The organism is Pseudomonas sp. SAS7, assembly GCF_052112345.1.
In the GTDB taxonomy this organism is placed as follows: Bacteria; Pseudomonadota; Gammaproteobacteria; order Pseudomonadales; family Pseudomonadaceae; genus Aquipseudomonas; species Aquipseudomonas putida_Q.
This window is the reverse complement of sequence record NZ_JBEGGO010000002.1, coordinates 294,921-313,237: the sequence shown is the minus strand read 5'-3', so window position 1 is coordinate 313,237 and position 18,317 is coordinate 294,921. Positions and strand designations below refer to the sequence as shown.

The following is an 18,317-nucleotide window of genomic DNA, read 5'->3' as shown; positions in this document are numbered from 1 at the left end:
TTCCATGCCTTACGCCAGCCTCGCTTGCGGCTTGAGCCGCACGTATAGGGTTTTATCGACCCGCGCCACCAGCTCGCCGGCGCCATCGCGGATATCGACCTGCAAACGCGGCAGGCACTTCTTGCCGGTGGCGGTCTGCTGGCGGATGTCGTCCAGCAGCGCGTCATCGACGTGGAATTCGGCATACACCGGGCCTTTGCCCGGCGAGATGAAATCGATGCTGGCGGCCTTGTCCCAGACGATATAGTCGCGGCCCAACTGCTCGATCAGCAGCAACATGTAGAAAGGGTCGACCATCGAATACAGGCTGCCGCCAAACTGGGTACCGACATAGTTGCGGTTCCAGCGGGTCAGCTTCATCGCCACCTTGACGCTGCGCAGGTCGGGGCTGATGGACTGCACGCGGATGCCCGCCCCCAGGTACGGCGGGTACAGGTTCAGCATCCAGCGCAACATACGCGCACGACGTGCCAGTTTACGCGGGTTGCTCATGCCTGCCCCCGCGGATCGGGGCGGGTGCCCAGGCCCATGGCCTGGCGGGCGAACCAGCTTTTGGCGGGCGGCAGCAGGTCGAGCCCGAGCAGGCCCAGGTTACGCCCGGCGGCCAGCAAGGGCTGGTTGCTGCCGAACAACCGGGTGACCTGGTCGGAAAAGCCGATGGTCATGGCCTGGTCCAGACGCTGGCGCTGGGCGTAAGCCTGCAGCGTGGCCAGGTCGCCAGGCTGCTGCGGGCCGGCCAGCAACGCCTCGGCCAGCGACTGCACATCGCGCAGCGACAGGTTGAAGCCCTGGCCGGCAATAGGGTGCAGGCTGTGCGCGGCATTACCCAGGACCACCAGGTGCGGCCGCACCTGCTCCTGGGCCTCGATCAGCGACAAGGGGTAAAGGTGCCGTGCGCCGACCTGGCGCAACGCGCCCAGGCGATAACCAAACACGCCTTGCAGCTCGCGCAGGAAGCTGCGCTCGTCGATGTCGGCCAGGCGCCGCGCATCCATGCCCTGGCGGGTCCACACCAGCGCACAGCGGTTTTCCGGCAACGGCAGCAGGGCCATGGGGCCTTCTTCGGTGAAGCGCTCGAACGCCTGGCCACCGTGGGCCTCACCCGGGGTGATGTTGGCGATCAACGCGCTCTGCTGGTACGGCGTGTGGCGTACGTGAATGCCCAACTGCTCGCGCAGACCGGAACGGCCACCGTCGGCCAGTACCGCCAGGTCGCATTCCAGCTGGGTGTCATCATTCAACCCCAGGCGGTAACCGCCTTCGATCGCCTGCATCGAGGTCACTTCCGCCGGGCAGCGCCAGCTCACCACGTCGCTGTCCAGCCCTTGCCACAGGCACTGGCCAAGCCAGGCGTTTTCCACCACGTAGCCCAGCGCCGGTACGCCTTCTTCCTGGGCATCCAGACGGGTGGCGCCGAAGCGGCCGCGGTCGGACACGTGAATTTGCCGGATCGGCTCGGCTCGGCGGCCGATGGCCTGCCACAGGCCGTGCTGCTGGTAGATCTGCTGAGTACCGAACGACAACGCCGAAGAGCGCGCATCGTAGCTGGGCTGGAAGCTGTCGCCAGGGGCGAACGGCTCGATCAGCAAGATCTTCCAGCCGCGTGCCTTGGCCCCGGCCTGCAGGGTCAAGGCCAGGCTTGCGCCCACCAGGCCACCGCCAATGATCGCCAGGTTCACGCGACTCATGCCGCGTCCTTGCGGGCGGCCTGCATCAGCGCCTCGATCTCGGCAACCGTGCGCGGCACGCCCGAAGTCAGGATTTCACAACCTTGCCTGGTCACCACCACGTCGTCCTCGATCCTTACACCAATGCCGCGCCATTTCTTGGCCACGGCCTGATTGTCGGCGCCTATGTAGATGCCCGGCTCGACGGTCAGCGCCATGCCGGGCTCCAGCACACGCCACTCGCCACCCACCTTGTACTCGCCCACGTCGTGCACATCCATGCCCAGCCAATGCCCGGCACGGTGCATGTAGAAAGCGCGATAGGCCTCGCTGTCGATCAGCGCCTGCACCTCGCCCGAAAGCAGGCCAAGCTCGACCAGGCCTTCGGTAATGACCTTCACGGTCGCCTCGTGGGCGTGGTTCCAGTGTTTGCCCGGGGCGATTTCGGCAAACGCCGCGGCCTGGGCCTTGAGCACCAGCTCGTAGATGGCCTTCTGCTCGGGCGAAAAGCGCCCGCTGACCGGGAAGGTGCGGGTGATGTCGCTGGCGTAGCAGTCGATTTCGCAACCGGCGTCGATCAGCACCAGGTCGCCATCCTTGAGCGGGGCGTCATTCTGCTGATAGTGCAGGATGCAGCCATTGCGCCCAGCCGCGACAATCGAGCCGTAGGCCGGCATCTTCGCGCCGCCCTTGCGGAACTCGTAATCCAGTTCGGCTTCCAGGCTGTATTCGTGCAGCCCGGCCCGGCAGGCCTGCATGGCCCGCACGTGTGCCCGCGCCGAGATGGCTGCGGCGGTACGCATCACCTTCACTTCCGCTGCCGATTTATACAGGCGCATGTCGTGCAGCAGATGATCCAGCGCAACGAACTCGTTCGGCGGCTGCGCGCCCAGGCGGGCCTTGGAGCGGATCACGTTGATCCAGTCCATCAGCCGCCGGTCGAACTCGGGGTTGCTGCCCATGGCGCTGTACACCCGCTCGCGGCCTTCGATCAGTCCCGGCAGGATCTCGTCGATGTCGGTGATGGGGAAGGCATCGTCGGCGCCGAAATCGCGCACCGCGCCTTCCTGGCCGGCCCGTAGCCCGTCCCACAGTTCGCGCTCCGGGTTGCGCTCACGGCAAAACAGCACGTACTCGCCGTGTTCACGCCCCGGGATCAGCGCAATGACCGCCTCAGGTTCCGGAAAGCCGCTGAGGTACTGGAAGTCGCTGTCCTGTCGATACACGTGCTCGACGTCGCGGTTGCGGATGGCAACAGCGGCGGCGGGCAGGATGGCGATGCTGTTGGGGACCATCTGCGCCATCAGCGCCTTGCGCCGACGGGCATACTCGCCCTTGGGAATGTGGCTCATGGGCAGACTACCCCCGGTTGATCAGTGCAGCGATGGCTTGGGCGCGGGTGCGGCCGGCTTGGCCAGCTCGGAGAACAGCAGCAGAGGCGCCACGCGCAGGTATTCCATGACTTCCATGTAGTCGCTCTCGCCGTCTTCGGACTCTTCGAGGGCTTCCTGTACCTGGGAAATGGCCACCAGGTCCTGCAGCACATCCTTGGCTTCGTCAGACAAGTCCTTGCCGCCGGCATTCAGGCCGAAACCGGTAATGAAGCCTTGGCACCACTGGCCCAGCGCGGTGGCGCGGTCGCTCAGGGCGGCGTCGTCGGACGGCAGCAACAGGACGATGGCCATGTCGTCGCTGGTGAGCTCGCCCTTGACCATTTCCTGCAGGCCGATCAGGGCGTTGCGCACGGTGTCCCCGGGCTCGTTTTCCAGCAACTGGGCGGCATCGGCCAGCCAGGCATCGGCGTCGAAGCCGGCGCCGGCGCAGCTACGGCCGATCAGCAGGCCGTGCAGTTCGGCCGGGGTGACAGGATGACCATTGCTAGAGAGCAGCATGGCGAAGGCGATGTAAGGCGATTGGGTATTGGGCATGGGCAGCTAGGCGCCAGACGGCGCAATGACTAGAATGGAGACCTTGTATCCTAGCACCGGCAGACGCGCCAAGACCATCGGCACTGGCCGTCGCCGCCCAGGGAGAGGCATCATCGCCAGGTGACTCAACGACGGAGCGAATCGAGTGCAACCCACGCAAGAGAACGACCTTCAGGCACTGATGAGCCGATTCGAGTTGCTGATCGAACGCGTCGAGCAACTAAAACGGCAAAATGCACTCCTAGTAGCTCAGGAAAAATCCTGGCGCGAAGAGCGCGCCCACCTCATCGAAAAGAACGAGATCGCCAAGCGCAAGGTCGAGTCGATGATCTTACGCCTCAAGGCTCTGGAGCAAGACTCATGAGTTCAAGCAATAGCGTCACCGTGCAGATCCTCGACAAAGAGTACTCGATCATCTGCCCGCCGGAAGAGCGCAGCAACCTGGTCAGCGCCGCGCGCTACCTGGACGGCAAGATGCGCGAGATCCGCAGCAGCGGCAAGGTGATTGGCGCCGACCGCATCGCGGTCATGGCGGCATTGAACATTACCCACGAAATGCTGCATCGCCAGGAAGACCGCGCCGAAGCCCCGGCCAGCGGCACCAACCGCGAACAGGTGCGTGACCTGCTGGATCGGGTAGACAAGGCTTTGTCCGACGACACGGATACCAAAATCGGCTGAGATTGGTATACTGGCGCCACTCCCTGGTGGATGCGCCAGTCGGTTATGTCCCTGAGCCGATACGCACAACCACGGGGGTTGCACGCTGGGGCCGGTGTGCATGTCCGCCCGACGGAAAGCCTTAACGCCCCCTGCAATCTCCACCTTGAACTTTCGGGTTCAAGGGCTACACCGACAGCGGTCTGATCGGGGAGCCTGAATTTTTTTTGCCCGCCCCTTCAGGCGGGCAATTCGTTTTGGCCGACCGTCCAGTGCCGGCCAGTAGATCTGGGATCGCCCGTGCCATGACCGACACCGCGCCGCTCACCCGCCCCCAGCTCCGTCGCCTGCTTCGCAATGCCCGCCGCGCCCTTACCCCTGCCCAGCAACGCAAGGCCACCCTCGGCCTGTATCGCCAGCTGGCGCAACACCCATTGTTCCGCCGCGCCCGCCACATTGCCTTGTACCTGCCCAACGACGGCGAAATCGACCCTTGCCTGCTGCTGCGCGAAGCCCAGCGTCGCGGCAAGCGCACCTACCTGCCGGTGCTGCACGCCTGGCCGCGCACGCGCATGGTATTCCAGCGGTTCGAGCAGGGCGAAAAGCTCAAGCCCAACCGCTTCCGTATTCCCGAGCCGGTGACGGACCGCAAGCGCCAGCGACCGATCTGGGCGCTGGACCTGATCCTGCTACCGCTGGTCGGTTTTGACGAAGTGGGCGGGCGTCTGGGAATGGGCGGGGGCTTTTATGATCGCAGCCTGGCCTACCAGGCGCGTCGGCAAACCTGGAAAAAACCATTGCTGCTGGGGCTGGCGCACGAATGCCAGAAGGTCGAGCGGCTGGCGCAGGCCAGCTGGGATGTACCGCTGCAAGGGACGGTCTCGGACCGTGGCTGGTACCTGGCACCGCGTTGAGCGGCGCCAGCGGGGGCATCAACGTTGTGGCTGGCTGGCGTCGACCGGCATCTGGTAGGCGCTGTCCAGCTTGCGCTCCCACAAACCCTGCGCATAACCGGTAGTGACCACACCCAGGCCAAAAATGAACACCAGGATCCACAGCAGATCCGGCTTTTTGCGTTGATTCATCGAAGATTGCCCCCCAGGCAAACTGTTCAGTGCGTGGCGATTTTCTGGGTATCGCCAGCGCATCGCGCTTTAAACGGGGCGCATTTTCCGACAACCTGCGTCCGCACGCAAACCTTGACGCCAACCGGCTGTCGGTTTCGTGCAACAGGTTATTTCAAACCTTTTCAGGAGCAGCATCCATGGCCTACTGGCTGATGAAATCCGAGCCCGACGAACTCTCCATCGAAGACCTCGGCCGCCTTGGCGAAGCGCGCTGGGACGGCGTGCGCAACTATCAGGCGCGTAATTTCCTGCGGGCCATGAATGTGGGTGACGAATTCTTCTTCTATCACTCCAGCTGCCCGCAACCGGGCATCGCCGGTATTGCCAGAATCACCCGCGCAGCGTACCCCGACCCCACCGCGCTGGACCCACACAGCCACTACTACGATGCCAAGGCCACGCCCGACAAGAACCCGTGGAGTGCGGTGGATGTGGCCCATGTGCAAACACTGCCACGGGTGCTGGAACTGGGCAGGCTGAAGCAGCAGTCCGGCCTGGCCGAGCTGCCGCTGGTGCAAAAAGGCAGCCGCCTGTCGGTGATGCCGGTGACACCCGAACAATGGGCGGTGATTGTCGCGTTGCGTTGAAACACTGGCTATGGTCAAGGGTTTGACCGATATCAACACGCCACGAATGGCCCCGCGCCATGATGTGGTGTGCAGAACCGCAAGGATGCAGATCGATGAACCGATACGCCCCCAGAATCTTCGCCACCGCGCTGATCGCCCTGCTCGCTGCAGCCGCAGGGCTGGGGTACTGGAAGTCGCTCCACGACCAGCTGCCCGAAGGCCTGAGCATGGGCAACGGCCGCCTCGAAGCCACCGAAGTGCAGATCGCCAGCAAGGTCCCCGGCCGCCTGGCCGAAGTGCTGGTCGACGAAGGCGACAATGTCACCCGTGGCCAGCTGCTGGCACGCATTGACACCCGCACCATGCAAGCCCAGCGCACCCAGGCCGAAGCCGAAGTGCTGCGCGCGCGGGAAAACTACGCCGCCGCCCAGGCCAGCGTGCAGCTGCGCCAGAGCGAACTGTTGCTGGCCAGCCAGGACCTCAAGCGCGTGCGCGAAATCTTCCAGCGCAAATACGCCAGCCAGCAACTGCTCGACCAGCAACAGGCACGCTTTGACACCGCCAACGCCGCCGTGGTCGCCGCCCGCGCCCAGCTGGCAGCGATCAAGGCCGCCATCGGCGCAGCCGAAGCCCAGGTGGCCCAGCTTACCAGCGAAATCGACGACAGCAGCCTGCGTGCGCCCATCAACGGCATTATCCAGCTGCGCCTGGCCGAGCCAGGTGAAGTACTGGGTGCCGGCGGCCGCGTGCTGATGCTGATCGACCCCAGCGACCAGTACATGAACCTGTACCTGCCGGCTTCCACCAGCGGCAAGCTGACCGTAGGTGACCAGGCGCGCATCGTGCTGGACGCCCTGCCCGAACGCGCCTTGCCAGCCAAGGTGGCCTTTGTCGCAGCCAAGGCCCAGTTCACCCCCAAGCAGGTCGAAACCCGCGACGAGCGGCAAAAGCTGGTGTTCCGCGTCAAGCTTCGCCTGACCGACCCCGGCGCAGTGCCGCAGGCCAAACCGGGTATGCCAGGCGCCGGCTATGTGCGCACGGCTGAGGTGGACTGGCCGGCCAACCTGCAATGAACGCCCCGGCACTGCTGGCTGAGGGCATCGGCCACCGCTACGGCGACCTGGTGGCCCTGCACACCCTCGGCTTCAGCCTGCCTGCGGGCACCCGCTGCGCGCTGATCGGCCCTGACGGCGCCGGCAAATCGACCCTGCTGGGGTTGATCGCCGGCGTCAAACGCCTGCAACAGGGCGAGCTGCAGGTGCTGGGTGGCTCGATCCGCCAGCGCCGTCATCGCGCGGCGCTGTACCCGAAAGTGGCGTTCATGCCGCAGGGGCTGGGCAATAACCTGTACCCGGAGCTGTCGATCAGCGAGAACATCCGCTTTTTCGCCACCCTATTCGGCCTGGGCCGCCGCGAGTGCGAACAGCGCATGGCCAACCTGCTGCAGGCCACCGACCTGCAACGCTTTGCCGAGCGCCCGGCCGGCAAGCTGTCGGGTGGCATGAAGCAGAAGCTGGGGCTGTGCTGCGCGCTGATCCACGAGCCGGACCTGCTGATCCTCGACGAACCCACCACTGGCGTCGACCCGCTGTCGCGGCGGCGCTTCTGGGAGCTGGTCGAACAGGTTCGCGCACAGCGCCCGCAACTGACCCTGCTAGTGGCTACCGCCTACATGGAAGAGGCCGAACAGTTCGAGCATTGCCTTATGCTCGATGGCGGCCGACTGCTGGCCGCAGGGCCAAGCCACGAACTGGCCGCAGTCACCCCCAGCGGCAAGCTGGACGACGCCTTCACCCACTACCAGGGCGCGGGCAAGGCGCAGCAGCAACCCTTGCGCATCCCGCCGCGCCCGGCCACGGACAGCCCGGTCGCCATCGAGGCCCACGACCTGACGCTGCGCTTTGGCGACTTCACGGCGGTGAACAAGGTCAGTTTCGCCATTGGCCGTGGCGAGATCTTCGGTTTCCTCGGCTCCAACGGCTGCGGCAAGACCACCACCATGAAAGTGCTCACCGGGCTGATGCCGGCCAGCGAGGGCAGCGCCAGCCTGCTCGGCCGCCCGGTGGACGCCAGTGACCTGGCCACGCGAAAGCGGGTCGGTTTCATGTCGCAGAGTTTCTCGCTGTATGGCGAGCTCAGCACCCGGCAGAACCTGGCCTTGCATGCCCGCCTGTTCGACTTGCCCAAAGCCGAGAGCGCCCAGCGCATCGATGAGCTGATCGAGCGCTTCGACCTGGCCGCTATCGCCGACCAGCCGTCCGGCGCCCTGCCCCTTGGCCTGCGCCAGCGCCTGTCGCTGGCGGTGGCGGTGCTGCATCGCCCGGAAGTATTGATCCTCGATGAACCGACCTCCGGCGTCGATCCGGCCGCTCGCGACGACTTCTGGCGGCTGTTGGTGGAACTGTCACGCGAACAGGGCGTGACCATTTTCCTCTCCACCCACTTCATGAACGAAGCCCAGCGCTGCGACCGCATCTCGTTGATGCATGCCGGGCGGGTACTGGCCTGCGACACACCCGATGCCCTGCAGCGCCAGTACCACGGTGACACTTTGGAGGACGCGTTCGTGCGTTGCCTGGAGCAGGCCCAGGAGCTCGCGCCGCCAGCCACGGACAACGCCGTGCTGGAGCAGGCAGCCACGCCCGCTCCGCCGCTGCGCCAGGGTTTCAGCCTGCGCCGCCTGCTGGCGGTGGCCAGCCGTGAGGGCAAGGAACTGCTGCGCGACAAGGTGCGCCTGGCCTTCGCCCTGGCAGGCGCGTTGTTCATGATGGTGATCTTCGGCTACGGCATTTCGCTGGATGTAGAAAACCTTGCCTTCGCCGTGCACGATCAGGACCAGAGCCCACAAAGCCGGGCCTACCTTGAGGCCTTCCGTGGCTCACGCTATTTTGCCGAACAGTCGCCGATTCGTGACAGCCGCGAGATGCACGAGCGCTTGCAACGCTCGGACATCAAACTGGCGCTGGAGATTCCGCCCGGCTTTGGCCGCGACCTGTATGCCGGGCGCCAACCGGTGGTGGCGGCCTGGCTCGACGGCGGCATGCCGTTCCGCGCAGAAACCAGCCGCAATTATGTGGAAGCCGTGCACCAGGCCAACCTTGAGCAATTGGCCAAGGCCAGCCCACAGCCGCAAGCGCGTCAGGAGCTGGTGCGCCTGGAAACACGTTTTCGTTACAACCAGGACGTGGTCAGCGTGAATGCCATCGGCCCGGGCGTAATGGCGCTGATCCTCGCCTTCATCCCGGCCATGCTCACCGCGCTGGGCATTGTCCGCGAGAAAGAACTCGGCTCCATCACCAACTTCTACGCCACCCCCCTCACCCGCCTGGAGTTCCTGCTTGGCAAGCAGATGCCTTACCTGGCCGTGAGCCTGGTCAACCTGGCGCTGCTGGTGGCAATGAACCGCTGGCTGTTCGCCGTGCCGCTCAAGGGCAGCGTGCTGGCCCTGGCCTGTGGTGGCGTGGCCTACCTGCTGGCCACCACCAGCCTGGGGCTGCTGATCTCGGCCTTCACCCGCACCCAGATCGCGGCCATCCTGGGCACCATGATCATCACCAGCCTGCCGACCATCCAGTTTTCCGGCCTGATCGTGCCACGCTCGTCGCTGGACGGCGCAGCGGCGGTGATGGGCCAACTGTTCCCGGCGGGCTACTTCCTCGATATCGCGGTCGGCACCTTCACCAAGGCGCTGGGGCTGCGCGAGCTGTGGCCGCAGTGCCTTATCCTGCTGGGCTTCTTCGCAGCGTTCACCGGCCTTAGCCTGGCCATGCTGAAGAAGCAGGAGGCCTGACATGTCGCGCCTGAACCACACCCTGCGCCTGGGCCTGAAAGAACTGACCAGCCTGCGTCACGACAGCGTGTTGCTGCTGTTCTTGCTGTATGCCTTCAGCGTGGCGATCTACATGCCGGCCGCCGGCTCGGTGATCGGCGTACACAACGCCAGCGTCGCGGTAGTGGACGAAGACCACAGCCTGCTGTCGCGCAAATTGACCCAAGCCCTGCAACCGCCCGAGTTCCAGCCCGCCGTGTCGCTGCCCGCAGAACGCCTGGACCAGGCCATGGACAGCGGCGAGTACACCTTCGTGATAAACGTACCGGTGAACTTCCAGAGCGACCTGCTGGCCGGGCGCTCGCCGGAGCTGCAGGTCAACGTCGACGCCACGGCCATGAGCCAGGCGTTCATGGGCGCCGGCTACATCGGCCGCATCTTCGAGCGCGAGCTGCTCGACTACAGCCAGCGCGGCAACGGGCAAAGCCCGGTGCTGATCAACCCCAAGGCGCTGTTCAACCCCAACCTTGAGGGGGGCTGGTTCCTGGCGGTAATCCAGATCGTCAACAACATCACCATCCTGGCGATCATCCTCACCGGCACCGCGCTGCTGCGCGAGCGTGAGCATGGCACCCTCGACCACCTGCTGGTGCTGCCGCTCACCGCACTGGAAATCATGCTGGCAAAAATCGGCAGCAACGCGCTGGTGGTGGTGATCTGCACGTGGGTTTCGCTGGTGGTGGTCGTGAAAGGCGCGCTGGGTGTGCCGCTGTCCGGCTCGATGGGGCTGTTTCTGGCCGTGACCGCGCTGTACCTGTTCGCCAGTACCGCGCTGGGCATCTTCCTCGCCACCCTGGCACGCTCGACGCCGCAGTTCGGCCTGCTGGCAATCCCGGTGATCATCCCGATGCTGTTGCTGTCTGGCGGCAGCACACCCCTGGACAGCATGCCGCAATGGCTGCAATGGGTGATGCAGGGGTCACCGTCGACGCACTTTGTCAGCCTGGGTACCGCGATCCTGTTCCGGGATGCCGGATGGGCGGTGGTATGGCCGGATATTTTGGCGCTGGCGCTGATCGGCCTGGTGTTTTTCAGCGTCGCCCTGGCGCGGTTTCGCCGTAGCCTGGCGTCATGAGGGCGTGCGATATCATTCCGGTCAGGAAATTGGAAAACTGGCACAAAGACAAAGGGCGCCTTTCGGCGCCCTGATCACAGACAGGTTGGCTTGTCATCGCCATTTACCTGCCCGGCTCTGTAATAGCTGGTTGAACCAGGATCCACAGAGTCTCGCAAGTCCCTTGCGGGAACAGGGCGATTATGGCTTAGCATACGCACGATTGATAATAGGCAGCCCTGTTTCTGGATATGTGCACAGGAGGGTCCGCCATGATTATTTTAGCGCCTTCGCGATCCAGCGCCGCGCGGGCGGCGCTCGATGTACGCCTCCCTGAAAACTCAAGACAGCCAATTGGCAGCCACCACGCAATCACTTGATACCCCTTCATGCGAACTGCGCAGCGATTGGCCTCATAAGGTTTCAGTTCATTGCACGATCAGGTTGTTGAACAGCAGGTCCTCGACGATCGGCTTGCCCTCTTCTGCTTCCAGCACCTGCTGCACCTGCTTCAACGCCTCCTGGCGAAGGTGTTCCTTGGCCTCGACGTTGCTCATGTTGTCCACGGTCTGCTGGGTGAACAGTGCTACCAGCTGGTTGCGGATCAGCGGTTCGTGGTGCTTTACCGCCTTGGCCGCTTCGTCGCCGGTCACGCGCAGGGCCACGTCGGCCTTGTACACGCGCAGCCGCGGGCCGCCGTCGAGGGCATAGTTGCCGACAAAGGGCGGGCTCAGGCTGATGTAGGCGACCTTGGGCGCCCCTTCCTTGGCTTCTTCGGCCATGGCCGCAGCCGGCAGCAGCAGCGCCAGTACCATCAAGATCCACGCTTTCACGAATTCGCTCCTCAATACAGTTGGCGCCAGCTTACCCAGCACGCCGCTCAAACCCAAGCCCGGGCTTATGCCGGCCCATCAGGGCGGGCCATGCTCGTTGACCCGGCAAGCCGCCCTCCTACACTTATCGGCCACTACCCGCAAAGGAATAGCCCCGATGAAAGCTGTGTTGTGCAAAACCCTGGGTCCGGCGCGTGATCTGGTACTGGAAGACGTGGCCAGCCCGCAGCCGAAGAAAAACGAGATTCTGCTGGATGTGCAGGCCGCCGGTGTCAACTTCCCCGACACCCTGATCATCGAAGGCAAATACCAGTTCCAGCCACCACTGCCGTTCTCACCCGGCGGCGAAGCAGCGGGCGTGGTGGCCGCGGTCGGGGAAAAAGCCGGCGCGCTCAAGGTCGGCGACCGGGTCATGGCACTCACCGGCTGGGGTGCTTTCGCCGAGCAGGTGGCGGTGCCGTTCTACAACGTGCTGCCGATCCCGGCCAGCATGGACTTCACCACCGCTGCCGCCTTCGGCATGACCTATGGCACCTCGATGCACGCGCTGCGCCAGCGCGGCCAATTGCAAGCAGGCGAGACGCTGCTGGTACTGGGCGCATCCGGCGGGGTCGGCCTGGCGGCGGTGGAAATCGGCAAGGCCATGGGCGCGCGGGTGATCGCGGCAGCCAGCAGTGCCGAGAAACTGGCCGTGGCCAAGGCAGCCGGGGCAGATGAGCTGATCGACTACAGCCAGGCCAGCCTGCGCGAAGAAATCAAGCGGCTGACCGGTGGCCAGGGCGTGGACGTCATTTACGACCCAGTGGGCGGAGAGCTGTTCGAGCAGGCAGTGCGCGGGCTGGCCTGGAATGGCAGGCTGCTGGTGGTGGGTTTTGCCAGCGGCAGCATTCCACAGCTGGCGACCAACCTGGTGCTGCTCAAAGGCGCGGCGGTGCTGGGGGTGTTCTGGGGGGCGTTTGCACAGCGCCAGCCCGAGGATAATGCGGCCAACTTCAAGCAGCTGTTTGCCTGGCATGCCGAAGGCAAGTTGAAGCCGCTGGTGTCGCAGACTTATCCACTGGCCGAGGCTGGGGCTGCCATCGAGAAGCTGGGGCAGCGGCAGGCTGTGGGTAAGTTGGTGGTGTTGATGCATTGATTTTTCTGGGGCTGCTGTGCAGCCCATCGCGACACAAGGCCGCTCCTACAATTGAACGCAAATCCCTGTAGGAGCGGCCTTGTGCCGCGATGGGCCGCACAGCGGCCCCAAAAACTCAAACTTCACGCAGGTTATGGCAACGCCTGAACCGCGCCTCCAGGTTGCGATCGGGCATCTGGTGGCTGCGCAAGGCATTCAAGGTCTGCTCGACATAATCGCGCGTGGTGCCATAACGCCCCTTGGCACTGGCCAGGATCTGGCTGAGCAAGGTATCCGGCAGGTTGCCCGCATAGCACGGCAAATGCCGCTCCAGTACAAAGCCCAAGGCCTGTACCTTGCTGCCATCGCCCAGCCGGCAATTGAGCCAGTGCGGCCGATAGGCCGGGTACGGCATCTCGCGTTGCCACAGGGCCATCAGCGAGTCGTCCAGGTTGCTCTCCTCCAGCCGGTAGGCAAAACCGCTGCAGGAACCACCACGGTCCAGGCCGAACACCAGGCCGGGGGTTTCCGGGGTGCCGCGATGCTCGTGCGACCACAAGTAAAGGCCACGGTGATATCCATGTACCCGCGCGCGCTGGCGCTCCACCGAATTGCACTCAGGGCGCCAGATCAGCGAACCGTAGGCAAACAGCCACACCGGCCCGCCCTGATGCCGAGACATGGTCGTTTTCATGGAGTTGAACAACTGGTCGCGAGTATGTTGCTGACCAAAGTCGAGTGAAGGAGGATATGAAACTTGCCAAGACATACTTTCAATTGCCGACATAAGCTGCCGCCATTATCCCTGTGAACTACGGATGTAGCGAGATTCGCTCAAGCTGCGGCCCCAAGCCGTGTACCAAGGGCGCTTGCAGTAACCATAGGCCAGAAATGCAGGAATACTCAAGCCCTGGGGCAATACTTTAATGCGCGGTTCCGACGACTGGGGAAGTACTGTTTCGGCAACGGTTAAAGTTATTAGCCAAGGCGGTAACAATTACCGCCTTATACCCACTTGTTCCAACTTCGGTTATTAACCGCGTGGGGCGTAGGCAAACACATCCGCACGCATGCGGTGTGCATCCATGCCGGCTTCGACCAGGGCGTCGAGGGTGGCGTAGATCATGTTCGGTGAGCCGCTGGCATACACATGCACTGTATTGAGGTCGGCGATGTCCTCGCAGACCGCCTCATGCAGCATGCCGCAACGGCCCTCCCAGCCGCACAGGTCACTGACGACCTGGTGCAGGAACAGGTTGGGCAGGCGCTGCCATTCGTCCCAGTGCTCGATCTGGTAGAAGTCTTCGGGCCGGCGCACACCCCAGTACAGGTGTACCGGGTATTTGAAACCGTTGGCGCGGCAATGCTCGAGCAGGCTGTGCATCTGGCCCATTCCGGTGCCGGCGGCAATCAGCACCAGCGGCCCGTCGGGCAGCTCGGCCAGGTGGGTGTCGCCAAACGGCATTTCGATGCGTGCCAGGCCGTCACGCTTGAGCTGCTCGATCAGTTGCAATGCACTGGGCTCACGCGCCAGCACGTGCAGCTCCAGTTCACGCCCGGCGTGGGGTGCGGAGGCCAGCGAGAACGCGGCCTGTTTGCCGCCCTCGCGCTCGATCATCAGGTACTGCCCGGCGTGGTAACGCAGCGGCTTGCCGGCCGGCGCGCGCAAACGCACCCGCCAGACGTCGCCACCCACGTCGACGCATTCACTGACGCTGCACGCCAGCTTGCGGACCGGCAGCTCACCCAAGGCGAGCACACCATCCCAGAGCAACACACAGTCCTCCAGCGGCTCGGCAATGCAGGTAAACAGCTCGCCATGGTCACGGACTTCGCCGTCCTGGCGTACCCGCCCTTCGACCAACAACGCGGCGCAGACATGGCAATTGCCATTGCGGCAGCTATTCGGGCAGTCATAGCCCAACCGCCGCGCTCCATCCAGGATCCGTTCCCCGGGTTCGAGCGCCAGCACCGCCCCGGACGGCTGCAACGTTACCTGCATCAATCTATTCCCAACTGATCCCACAGCTCATCGATACGGCGGGTGACGGCTTCGTCCTTGACGATGACCCGTCCCCATTCGCGTGTAGTCTCGCCCGGCCACTTGTGCGTGGCGTCCAGGCCCATCTTCGACCCCAGCCCCGATACCGGCGACGCGAAGTCCAGGTAGTCGATCGGCGTGTTGTCGATCATCACCGTATCACGCTTGGGGTCCATGCGTGTGGTGATGGCCCAGATCACATCGTTCCAGTCACGGGCGTTGATATCGTCATCGGTGACAATAACGAACTTGGTGTACATGAACTGTCGCAGGAACGACCACACACCCAGCATCACGCGCTTGGCGTGGCCTGGGTACTGCTTTTTCATGGTCACAACCGCCATGCGGTACGAGCAGCCTTCCGGCGGCAGGTAGAAGTCGGTGATTTCCGGGAACTGCTTCTGCAAAATTGGCACGAACACTTCGTTCAGCGCCACACCGAGAATCGCCGGCTCATCTGGCGGGCGGCCGGTGTAGGTGCTGTGGTAGATCGGTTTCTGCCGGTGGGTGATGCGCTCGACGGTGAACACCGGGAAGCTGTCCACCTCGTTGTAGTAGCCCGTGTGGTCGCCGTACGGGCCTTCCGGGGCCATTTCGCCCGGGTGGATCACGCCTTCCAGGATGATCTCGGCGGTGGCCGGTACCTGCAGGTTGCTGCCACGGCACTTGACCAGCTCGGTGCGGTTGCCGCGCAGCAGGCCGGCGAAGGCATACTCGGAAAGGGTGTCCGGCACCGGGGTCACGGCACCCAGGATGGTCGCCGGGTCAGCACCCAGGGCCACGGCAACCGGGAACGGCTGGCCGGGGTTTTTCTCGCACCACTCACGGTAGTCGAGGGCGCCGCCACGGTGGCTCAGCCAGCGCATGATGACCTTGTTGCGGCCGATGACCTGCTGGCGGTAGATGCCCAGGTTCTGGCGGTCCTTGTTCGGGCCACGGGTAACGGTAAGGCCCCAGGTAATCAGCGGCGCCACGTCGCCTGGCCAGCAATGCTGGATCGGCAGTGCGCCGAGGTCGACATCGTCACCCTCGACCACCACTTCCTGGCACACCGCGTCCTTGACTACCTTCGGCGCCATCGACACGACCTTCTTGAAGATCGGCAGCTTGGACCAGGCGTCCTTCAGGCCCTTGGGTGGCTCGGGCTCCTTGAGGAAGGCCAGCAGCTTGCCGATTTCGCGCAGTTCATCGACCGACTCGGCGCCCATGCCCATGGCCACGCGCTCTGGCGTGCCGAACAGGTTGCCCAGCACCGGGATGTCGAAGCCGGTGGGCTTTTCGAACAGCAATGCCGGGCCCTTCGCACGCAGGGTGCGGTCGCAGACCTCGGTCATTTCCAGGACAGGGGAGATCGGTACCTGGATGCGCTTGAGCTCGCCGCGCTGTTCCAGGCCACGGATGAAGTCGCGCAAGTCGCGATACTGCATGCAAAAGCCTCGTGTTGGCCGTATCGGTCGGGGTGCAGAGTGTAGCGCCGTTCGGCACCTAATGGCCAAAAATGACTTGGGGCCGCTTCGCGCCCCATCGCGACACAAGGCCGCTCCTACAGGTAATGCGTAATCCTGTAGGAGCGGCCTTGTGTCGCGATGGGCTGCAAAGCAGCCCCAATCGATTCCTGCTTGCGAAGCTTACTTGCGCTTCATCGACAAGAAGAACTCGTCGTTGGTCTTGGTCTGCTTGAGCTTGTCGACCAGGAACTCGATGGCGGCGATTTCGTCCATCGGGTGCAGCAGCTTGCGCAGGATCCACATGCGCTGCAGTTCGTCGTCGGCTGTCAGCAGCTCTTCGCGGCGGGTACCGGAACGGTTGATGTTGATGGCCGGGAACACGCGCTTCTCGGCGATGCGGCGGTCCAGCGGCAGCTCCATGTTGCCGGTGCCTTTGAACTCTTCGTAGATCACTTCGTCCATCTTCGAGCCGGTTTCGACCAGCGCGGTGGCGATGATGGTCAGCGAACCGCCTTCTTCGATGTTACGCGCGGCGCCGAAGAAGCGCTTCGGCTTCTCCAGGGCGTGGGCGTCGACACCACCGGTCAGCACCTTGCCCGAGCTCGGGATCACGGTGTTGTAGGCACGCGCCAGACGGGTGATGGAGTCCAGCAGGATGACCACATCCTTCTTGTGCTCGACCAGGCGTTTGGCCTTCTCGATCACCATTTCGGCAACCTGCACGTGGCGGGTTGGCGGCTCGTCGAAGGTGGAAGCAACCACTTCGCCGCGCACGGTGCGCTGCATTTCGGTCACTTCTTCCGGGCGCTCGTCGATCAGCAGGACGATCAGGTGGCACTCGGGGTTGTTACGGGTGATGTTGGCCGCGATGTTCTGCAGCATGATGGTCTTGCCCGCTTTTGGCGGGGCGACGATCAGGCCACGCTGGCCTTTGCCGATCGGGGCGCACAGGTCGATGACGCGACCGGTCAGGTCTTCGGTGGAGCCGTTACCGGCTTCCATCTTCAGGCGCTTGTTCGGGAACAGCGGCGTCAGGTTTTCGAACAGGATCTTGTTCTTCGCGTTTTCCGGACGGTCGAAGTTGATGGTATCAACCTTCAGCAGGGCGAAGTAACGCTCCCCTTCCTTCGGCGGGCGGATCTTGCCGACGATGGTGTCGCCGGTACGCAGGTTGAAACGGCGGATCTGGCTGGGCGAGACGTAGATATCGTCCGGGCCGGCCAGGTAGGACGCATCAGCCGAGCGCAGGAAACCGAAACCATCCTGGAGAATCTCCAGCACGCCGTCACCCGAAATCTCTTCGCCGCTCTTCGCGTGCTTCTTCAGCAGGGCGAAGATCACGTCCTGTTTGCGCGAACGGGCCATGTTCTCGATGCCCATCTGTTCGGCCATTTCCAAAAGATCGGTAATCGGCTTTTGCTTGAGTTCAGTCAGGTTCATAAGGGGAGTGACGTAATCATGTAAGAAGGGAGAATTAAGCTTCTGGCTTAATGAGGCCGCGCCGCTAGATGGCGACAGGATCGCGTACTGATTCGAATTAGGGATGCTTCGGCGACGGCGTGTAGAGGGCACTGGAAAAGCAGTGCGAGGCCGAATGTAACACTTGCTTTTTTCTGCGTCTAGTGCTCTGAAAAAGAAAAACCCCGCATTTGCGGGGCTTTTTTCACATCACAGGTGGGCGTCGAGGAACGCGGCCAGCTGCGACTTGGACAGCGCGCCAACCTTGGTGGCTTCGACGTTGCCGTTCTTGAACAGCATCAGCGTCGGGATACCACGCACGCCGTGCTTGGCTGGGGTTTCCTGGTTCTCGTCGATATTCAGCTTGGCGACGGTCAGCTTGCCCTCGTAGGTGGTAGCGATATCGTCCAGAACCGGAGCGATCATCTTGCATGGGCCGCACCACTCAGCCCAGTAGTCGACCAGCACCGGGCCTTGAGCCTGCAGTACGTCGGCTTCGAAGCTGGCGTCGGTGACGTGTTTGATTTTGTCGCTCATGGAAATCTCCAAGGTCGTAAGCAATAAAAAACGTTGCCCATCATAGCTGCCC

Annotated in this window: 19 protein-coding genes and 1 other RNA gene; 9 read left to right on the top strand and 11 right to left on the bottom strand. The window is 63.6% G+C overall.

Annotated features, from left to right (window positions below):
- Positions 1 to 9: 9 nt before the first annotated feature.
- Genes ABI582_RS05015 through ABI582_RS05000 form a run of 4 tightly spaced genes read right to left on the bottom strand, consistent with a single transcriptional unit; the run spans position 10 to position 3,595 of the window.
- Positions 10 to 492 carry a DUF4442 domain-containing protein gene (locus ABI582_RS05015; RefSeq protein WP_016489741.1) on the bottom strand — a complete coding sequence of 161 codons (483 nt, stop codon included), beginning with the start codon at positions 490 to 492 and terminating at the stop codon, positions 10 to 12.
- Positions 489 to 1,688, bottom strand: coding sequence for a 2-octaprenyl-6-methoxyphenyl hydroxylase (ubiH, locus tag ABI582_RS05010; protein WP_338745577.1), 1,200 nt, complete (start codon positions 1,686 to 1,688; stop codon positions 489 to 491). The genes ABI582_RS05015 and ubiH overlap by 4 nt, the downstream gene beginning before the upstream one ends.
- Entirely contained in the window at positions 1,685 to 3,019 is a 1,335-nt protein-coding gene (gene pepP, locus ABI582_RS05005; RefSeq protein ID WP_442118537.1) for a Xaa-Pro aminopeptidase, read from the bottom strand. The genes ubiH and pepP overlap by 4 nt, the downstream gene beginning before the upstream one ends.
- A gap of 21 nt (positions 3,020 to 3,040) precedes the next feature.
- Complete coding sequence (locus ABI582_RS05000; RefSeq protein ID WP_043198934.1) at positions 3,041 to 3,595, bottom strand: YecA/YgfB family protein; 555 nt, start codon at positions 3,593 to 3,595, stop codon at positions 3,041 to 3,043.
- Positions 3,596 to 3,776: 181 nt separating this feature from the next.
- On the opposite strand from ABI582_RS05000, the gene ABI582_RS04995 reads away from it, so the two are divergent.
- The 4 genes from ABI582_RS04995 (at position 3,777) to ABI582_RS04980 (ending at position 5,169) form a co-directional block, all read left to right on the top strand.
- A complete protein-coding gene (locus tag ABI582_RS04995; RefSeq protein ID WP_029886233.1) occupies positions 3,777 to 3,959 on the top strand; it encodes a TIGR02449 family protein in 183 nt (60 codons plus the stop codon).
- Positions 3,956 to 4,276, top strand: a complete 321-nt coding sequence (locus ABI582_RS04990) for a cell division protein ZapA (RefSeq protein WP_234226386.1) — start codon at positions 3,956 to 3,958, stop codon at positions 4,274 to 4,276. Before ABI582_RS04995 ends, ABI582_RS04990 begins: the two co-directional genes overlap by 4 nt.
- 17 nt (positions 4,277 to 4,293) lie before the next feature.
- A non-coding RNA gene (gene ssrS / locus ABI582_RS04985) (6S RNA) lies at positions 4,294 to 4,473 on the top strand.
- Between the two features lie 87 nt (positions 4,474 to 4,560).
- Positions 4,561 to 5,169 (top strand): 5-formyltetrahydrofolate cyclo-ligase, encoded by a 609-nt coding sequence (locus ABI582_RS04980; protein ID WP_338745578.1) that lies wholly within the window; start codon positions 4,561 to 4,563, stop codon positions 5,167 to 5,169.
- 18 nt (positions 5,170 to 5,187) lie between these two features.
- Here ABI582_RS04980 and ABI582_RS04975 read toward each other — a convergent pair whose 3' ends face one another.
- A complete protein-coding gene (locus tag ABI582_RS04975; protein ID WP_016489747.1) occupies positions 5,188 to 5,340 on the bottom strand; it encodes a hypothetical protein in 153 nt (50 codons plus the stop codon).
- A gap of 179 nt (positions 5,341 to 5,519) precedes the next feature.
- On the opposite strand from ABI582_RS04975, the gene ABI582_RS04970 reads away from it, so the two are divergent.
- The 4 genes from ABI582_RS04970 to ABI582_RS04955 all read left to right on the top strand — a co-directional run bounded on the left by ABI582_RS04970 (position 5,520) and on the right by ABI582_RS04955 (position 10,855).
- Positions 5,520 to 5,969 (top strand): EVE domain-containing protein, encoded by a 450-nt coding sequence (locus tag ABI582_RS04970; RefSeq protein ID WP_442118536.1) that lies wholly within the window; start codon positions 5,520 to 5,522, stop codon positions 5,967 to 5,969.
- Positions 5,970 to 6,064: 95 nt separating this feature from the next.
- Positions 6,065 to 7,024, top strand: coding sequence for an HlyD family secretion protein (locus ABI582_RS04965; RefSeq protein WP_442118535.1), 960 nt, complete (start codon positions 6,065 to 6,067; stop codon positions 7,022 to 7,024).
- Entirely contained in the window at positions 7,021 to 9,741 is a 2,721-nt protein-coding gene (gene rbbA / locus ABI582_RS04960) for a ribosome-associated ATPase/putative transporter RbbA (RefSeq protein WP_442118534.1), read from the top strand. The genes ABI582_RS04965 and rbbA overlap by 4 nt, the downstream gene beginning before the upstream one ends.
- Before the next feature lies 1 nt (position 9,742).
- Positions 9,743 to 10,855 (top strand): ABC transporter permease, encoded by a 1,113-nt coding sequence (locus ABI582_RS04955; RefSeq protein WP_442118533.1) that lies wholly within the window; start codon positions 9,743 to 9,745, stop codon positions 10,853 to 10,855.
- A 407-nt stretch (positions 10,856 to 11,262) separates the two neighbouring features.
- Here the strand turns inward: ABI582_RS04955 and ABI582_RS04950 are convergent, their stop codons facing one another.
- Positions 11,263 to 11,667 carry a flagellar basal body-associated protein FliL gene (locus ABI582_RS04950; RefSeq protein WP_016489751.1) on the bottom strand — a complete coding sequence of 135 codons (405 nt, stop codon included), beginning with the start codon at positions 11,665 to 11,667 and terminating at the stop codon, positions 11,263 to 11,265.
- 157 nt (positions 11,668 to 11,824) lie between these two features.
- On the opposite strand from ABI582_RS04950, the gene ABI582_RS04945 reads away from it, so the two are divergent.
- Positions 11,825 to 12,802 carry an NADPH:quinone oxidoreductase family protein gene (locus tag ABI582_RS04945; RefSeq protein WP_442118532.1) on the top strand — a complete coding sequence of 326 codons (978 nt, stop codon included), beginning with the start codon at positions 11,825 to 11,827 and terminating at the stop codon, positions 12,800 to 12,802.
- Between the two features lie 115 nt (positions 12,803 to 12,917).
- Here ABI582_RS04945 and ABI582_RS04940 read toward each other — a convergent pair whose 3' ends face one another.
- The 5 genes from ABI582_RS04940 to trxA all read right to left on the bottom strand — a co-directional run bounded on the left by ABI582_RS04940 (position 12,918) and on the right by trxA (position 18,265).
- Complete coding sequence (locus ABI582_RS04940; protein WP_019470975.1) at positions 12,918 to 13,568, bottom strand: gamma-glutamylcyclotransferase; 651 nt, start codon at positions 13,566 to 13,568, stop codon at positions 12,918 to 12,920.
- A 246-nt stretch (positions 13,569 to 13,814) separates the two neighbouring features.
- Entirely contained in the window at positions 13,815 to 14,783 is a 969-nt protein-coding gene (locus ABI582_RS04935; RefSeq protein WP_442118531.1) for a CDP-6-deoxy-delta-3,4-glucoseen reductase, read from the bottom strand.
- Positions 14,783 to 16,249, bottom strand: coding sequence for a 4-hydroxy-3-polyprenylbenzoate decarboxylase (ubiD, locus tag ABI582_RS04930; protein WP_016489755.1), 1,467 nt, complete (start codon positions 16,247 to 16,249; stop codon positions 14,783 to 14,785). Before ubiD ends, ABI582_RS04935 begins: the two co-directional genes overlap by 1 nt.
- 201 nt (positions 16,250 to 16,450) lie before the next feature.
- Positions 16,451 to 17,710, bottom strand: coding sequence for a transcription termination factor Rho (gene rho, locus ABI582_RS04925; RefSeq protein WP_003253661.1), 1,260 nt, complete (start codon positions 17,708 to 17,710; stop codon positions 16,451 to 16,453).
- Positions 17,711 to 17,938: 228 nt separating this feature from the next.
- Positions 17,939 to 18,265, bottom strand: coding sequence for a thioredoxin TrxA (gene trxA, locus ABI582_RS04920; protein WP_063424113.1), 327 nt, complete (start codon positions 18,263 to 18,265; stop codon positions 17,939 to 17,941).
- Positions 18,266 to 18,317 lie beyond the last annotated feature (52 nt).

Bases quoted from the DNA above. Each gene is read 5' to 3' on its own strand.
- ABI582_RS05015 (WP_016489741.1), bottom strand. From the start codon at position 492: ATGAGCAACCCGCGTAAACTGGCACGTCGTGCGCGTATGTTGCGCTGG.
- ubiH (WP_338745577.1), bottom strand. From the start codon at position 1,688: ATGAGTCGCGTGAACCTGGCGATCATTGGCGGTGGCCTGGTGGGCGCA.
- pepP (WP_442118537.1), bottom strand. From the start codon at position 3,019: ATGAGCCACATTCCCAAGGGCGAGTATGCCCGTCGGCGCAAGGCGCTG.
- ABI582_RS05000 (WP_043198934.1), bottom strand. From the start codon at position 3,595: ATGCCCAATACCCAATCGCCTTACATCGCCTTCGCCATGCTGCTCTCT.
- ABI582_RS04995 (WP_029886233.1), top strand. From the start codon at position 3,777: ATGAGCCGATTCGAGTTGCTGATCGAACGCGTCGAGCAACTAAAACGG.
- ABI582_RS04990 (WP_234226386.1), top strand. From the start codon at position 3,956: ATGAGTTCAAGCAATAGCGTCACCGTGCAGATCCTCGACAAAGAGTAC.
- ABI582_RS04980 (WP_338745578.1), top strand. From the start codon at position 4,561: ATGACCGACACCGCGCCGCTCACCCGCCCCCAGCTCCGTCGCCTGCTT.
- ABI582_RS04975 (WP_016489747.1), bottom strand. From the start codon at position 5,340: ATGAATCAACGCAAAAAGCCGGATCTGCTGTGGATCCTGGTGTTCATT.
- ABI582_RS04970 (WP_442118536.1), top strand. From the start codon at position 5,520: ATGGCCTACTGGCTGATGAAATCCGAGCCCGACGAACTCTCCATCGAA.
- ABI582_RS04965 (WP_442118535.1), top strand. From the start codon at position 6,065: ATGAACCGATACGCCCCCAGAATCTTCGCCACCGCGCTGATCGCCCTG.
- rbbA (WP_442118534.1), top strand. From the start codon at position 7,021: ATGAACGCCCCGGCACTGCTGGCTGAGGGCATCGGCCACCGCTACGGC.
- ABI582_RS04955 (WP_442118533.1), top strand. From the start codon at position 9,743: ATGTCGCGCCTGAACCACACCCTGCGCCTGGGCCTGAAAGAACTGACC.
- ABI582_RS04945 (WP_442118532.1), top strand. From the start codon at position 11,825: ATGAAAGCTGTGTTGTGCAAAACCCTGGGTCCGGCGCGTGATCTGGTA.
- ABI582_RS04940 (WP_019470975.1), bottom strand. From the start codon at position 13,568: ATGTCGGCAATTGAAAGTATGTCTTGGCAAGTTTCATATCCTCCTTCA.
- ABI582_RS04935 (WP_442118531.1), bottom strand. From the start codon at position 14,783: ATGCAGGTAACGTTGCAGCCGTCCGGGGCGGTGCTGGCGCTCGAACCC.
- ubiD (WP_016489755.1), bottom strand. From the start codon at position 16,249: ATGCAGTATCGCGACTTGCGCGACTTCATCCGTGGCCTGGAACAGCGC.
- rho (WP_003253661.1), bottom strand. From the start codon at position 17,710: ATGAACCTGACTGAACTCAAGCAAAAGCCGATTACCGATCTTTTGGAA.
- trxA (WP_063424113.1), bottom strand. From the start codon at position 18,265: ATGAGCGACAAAATCAAACACGTCACCGACGCCAGCTTCGAAGCCGAC.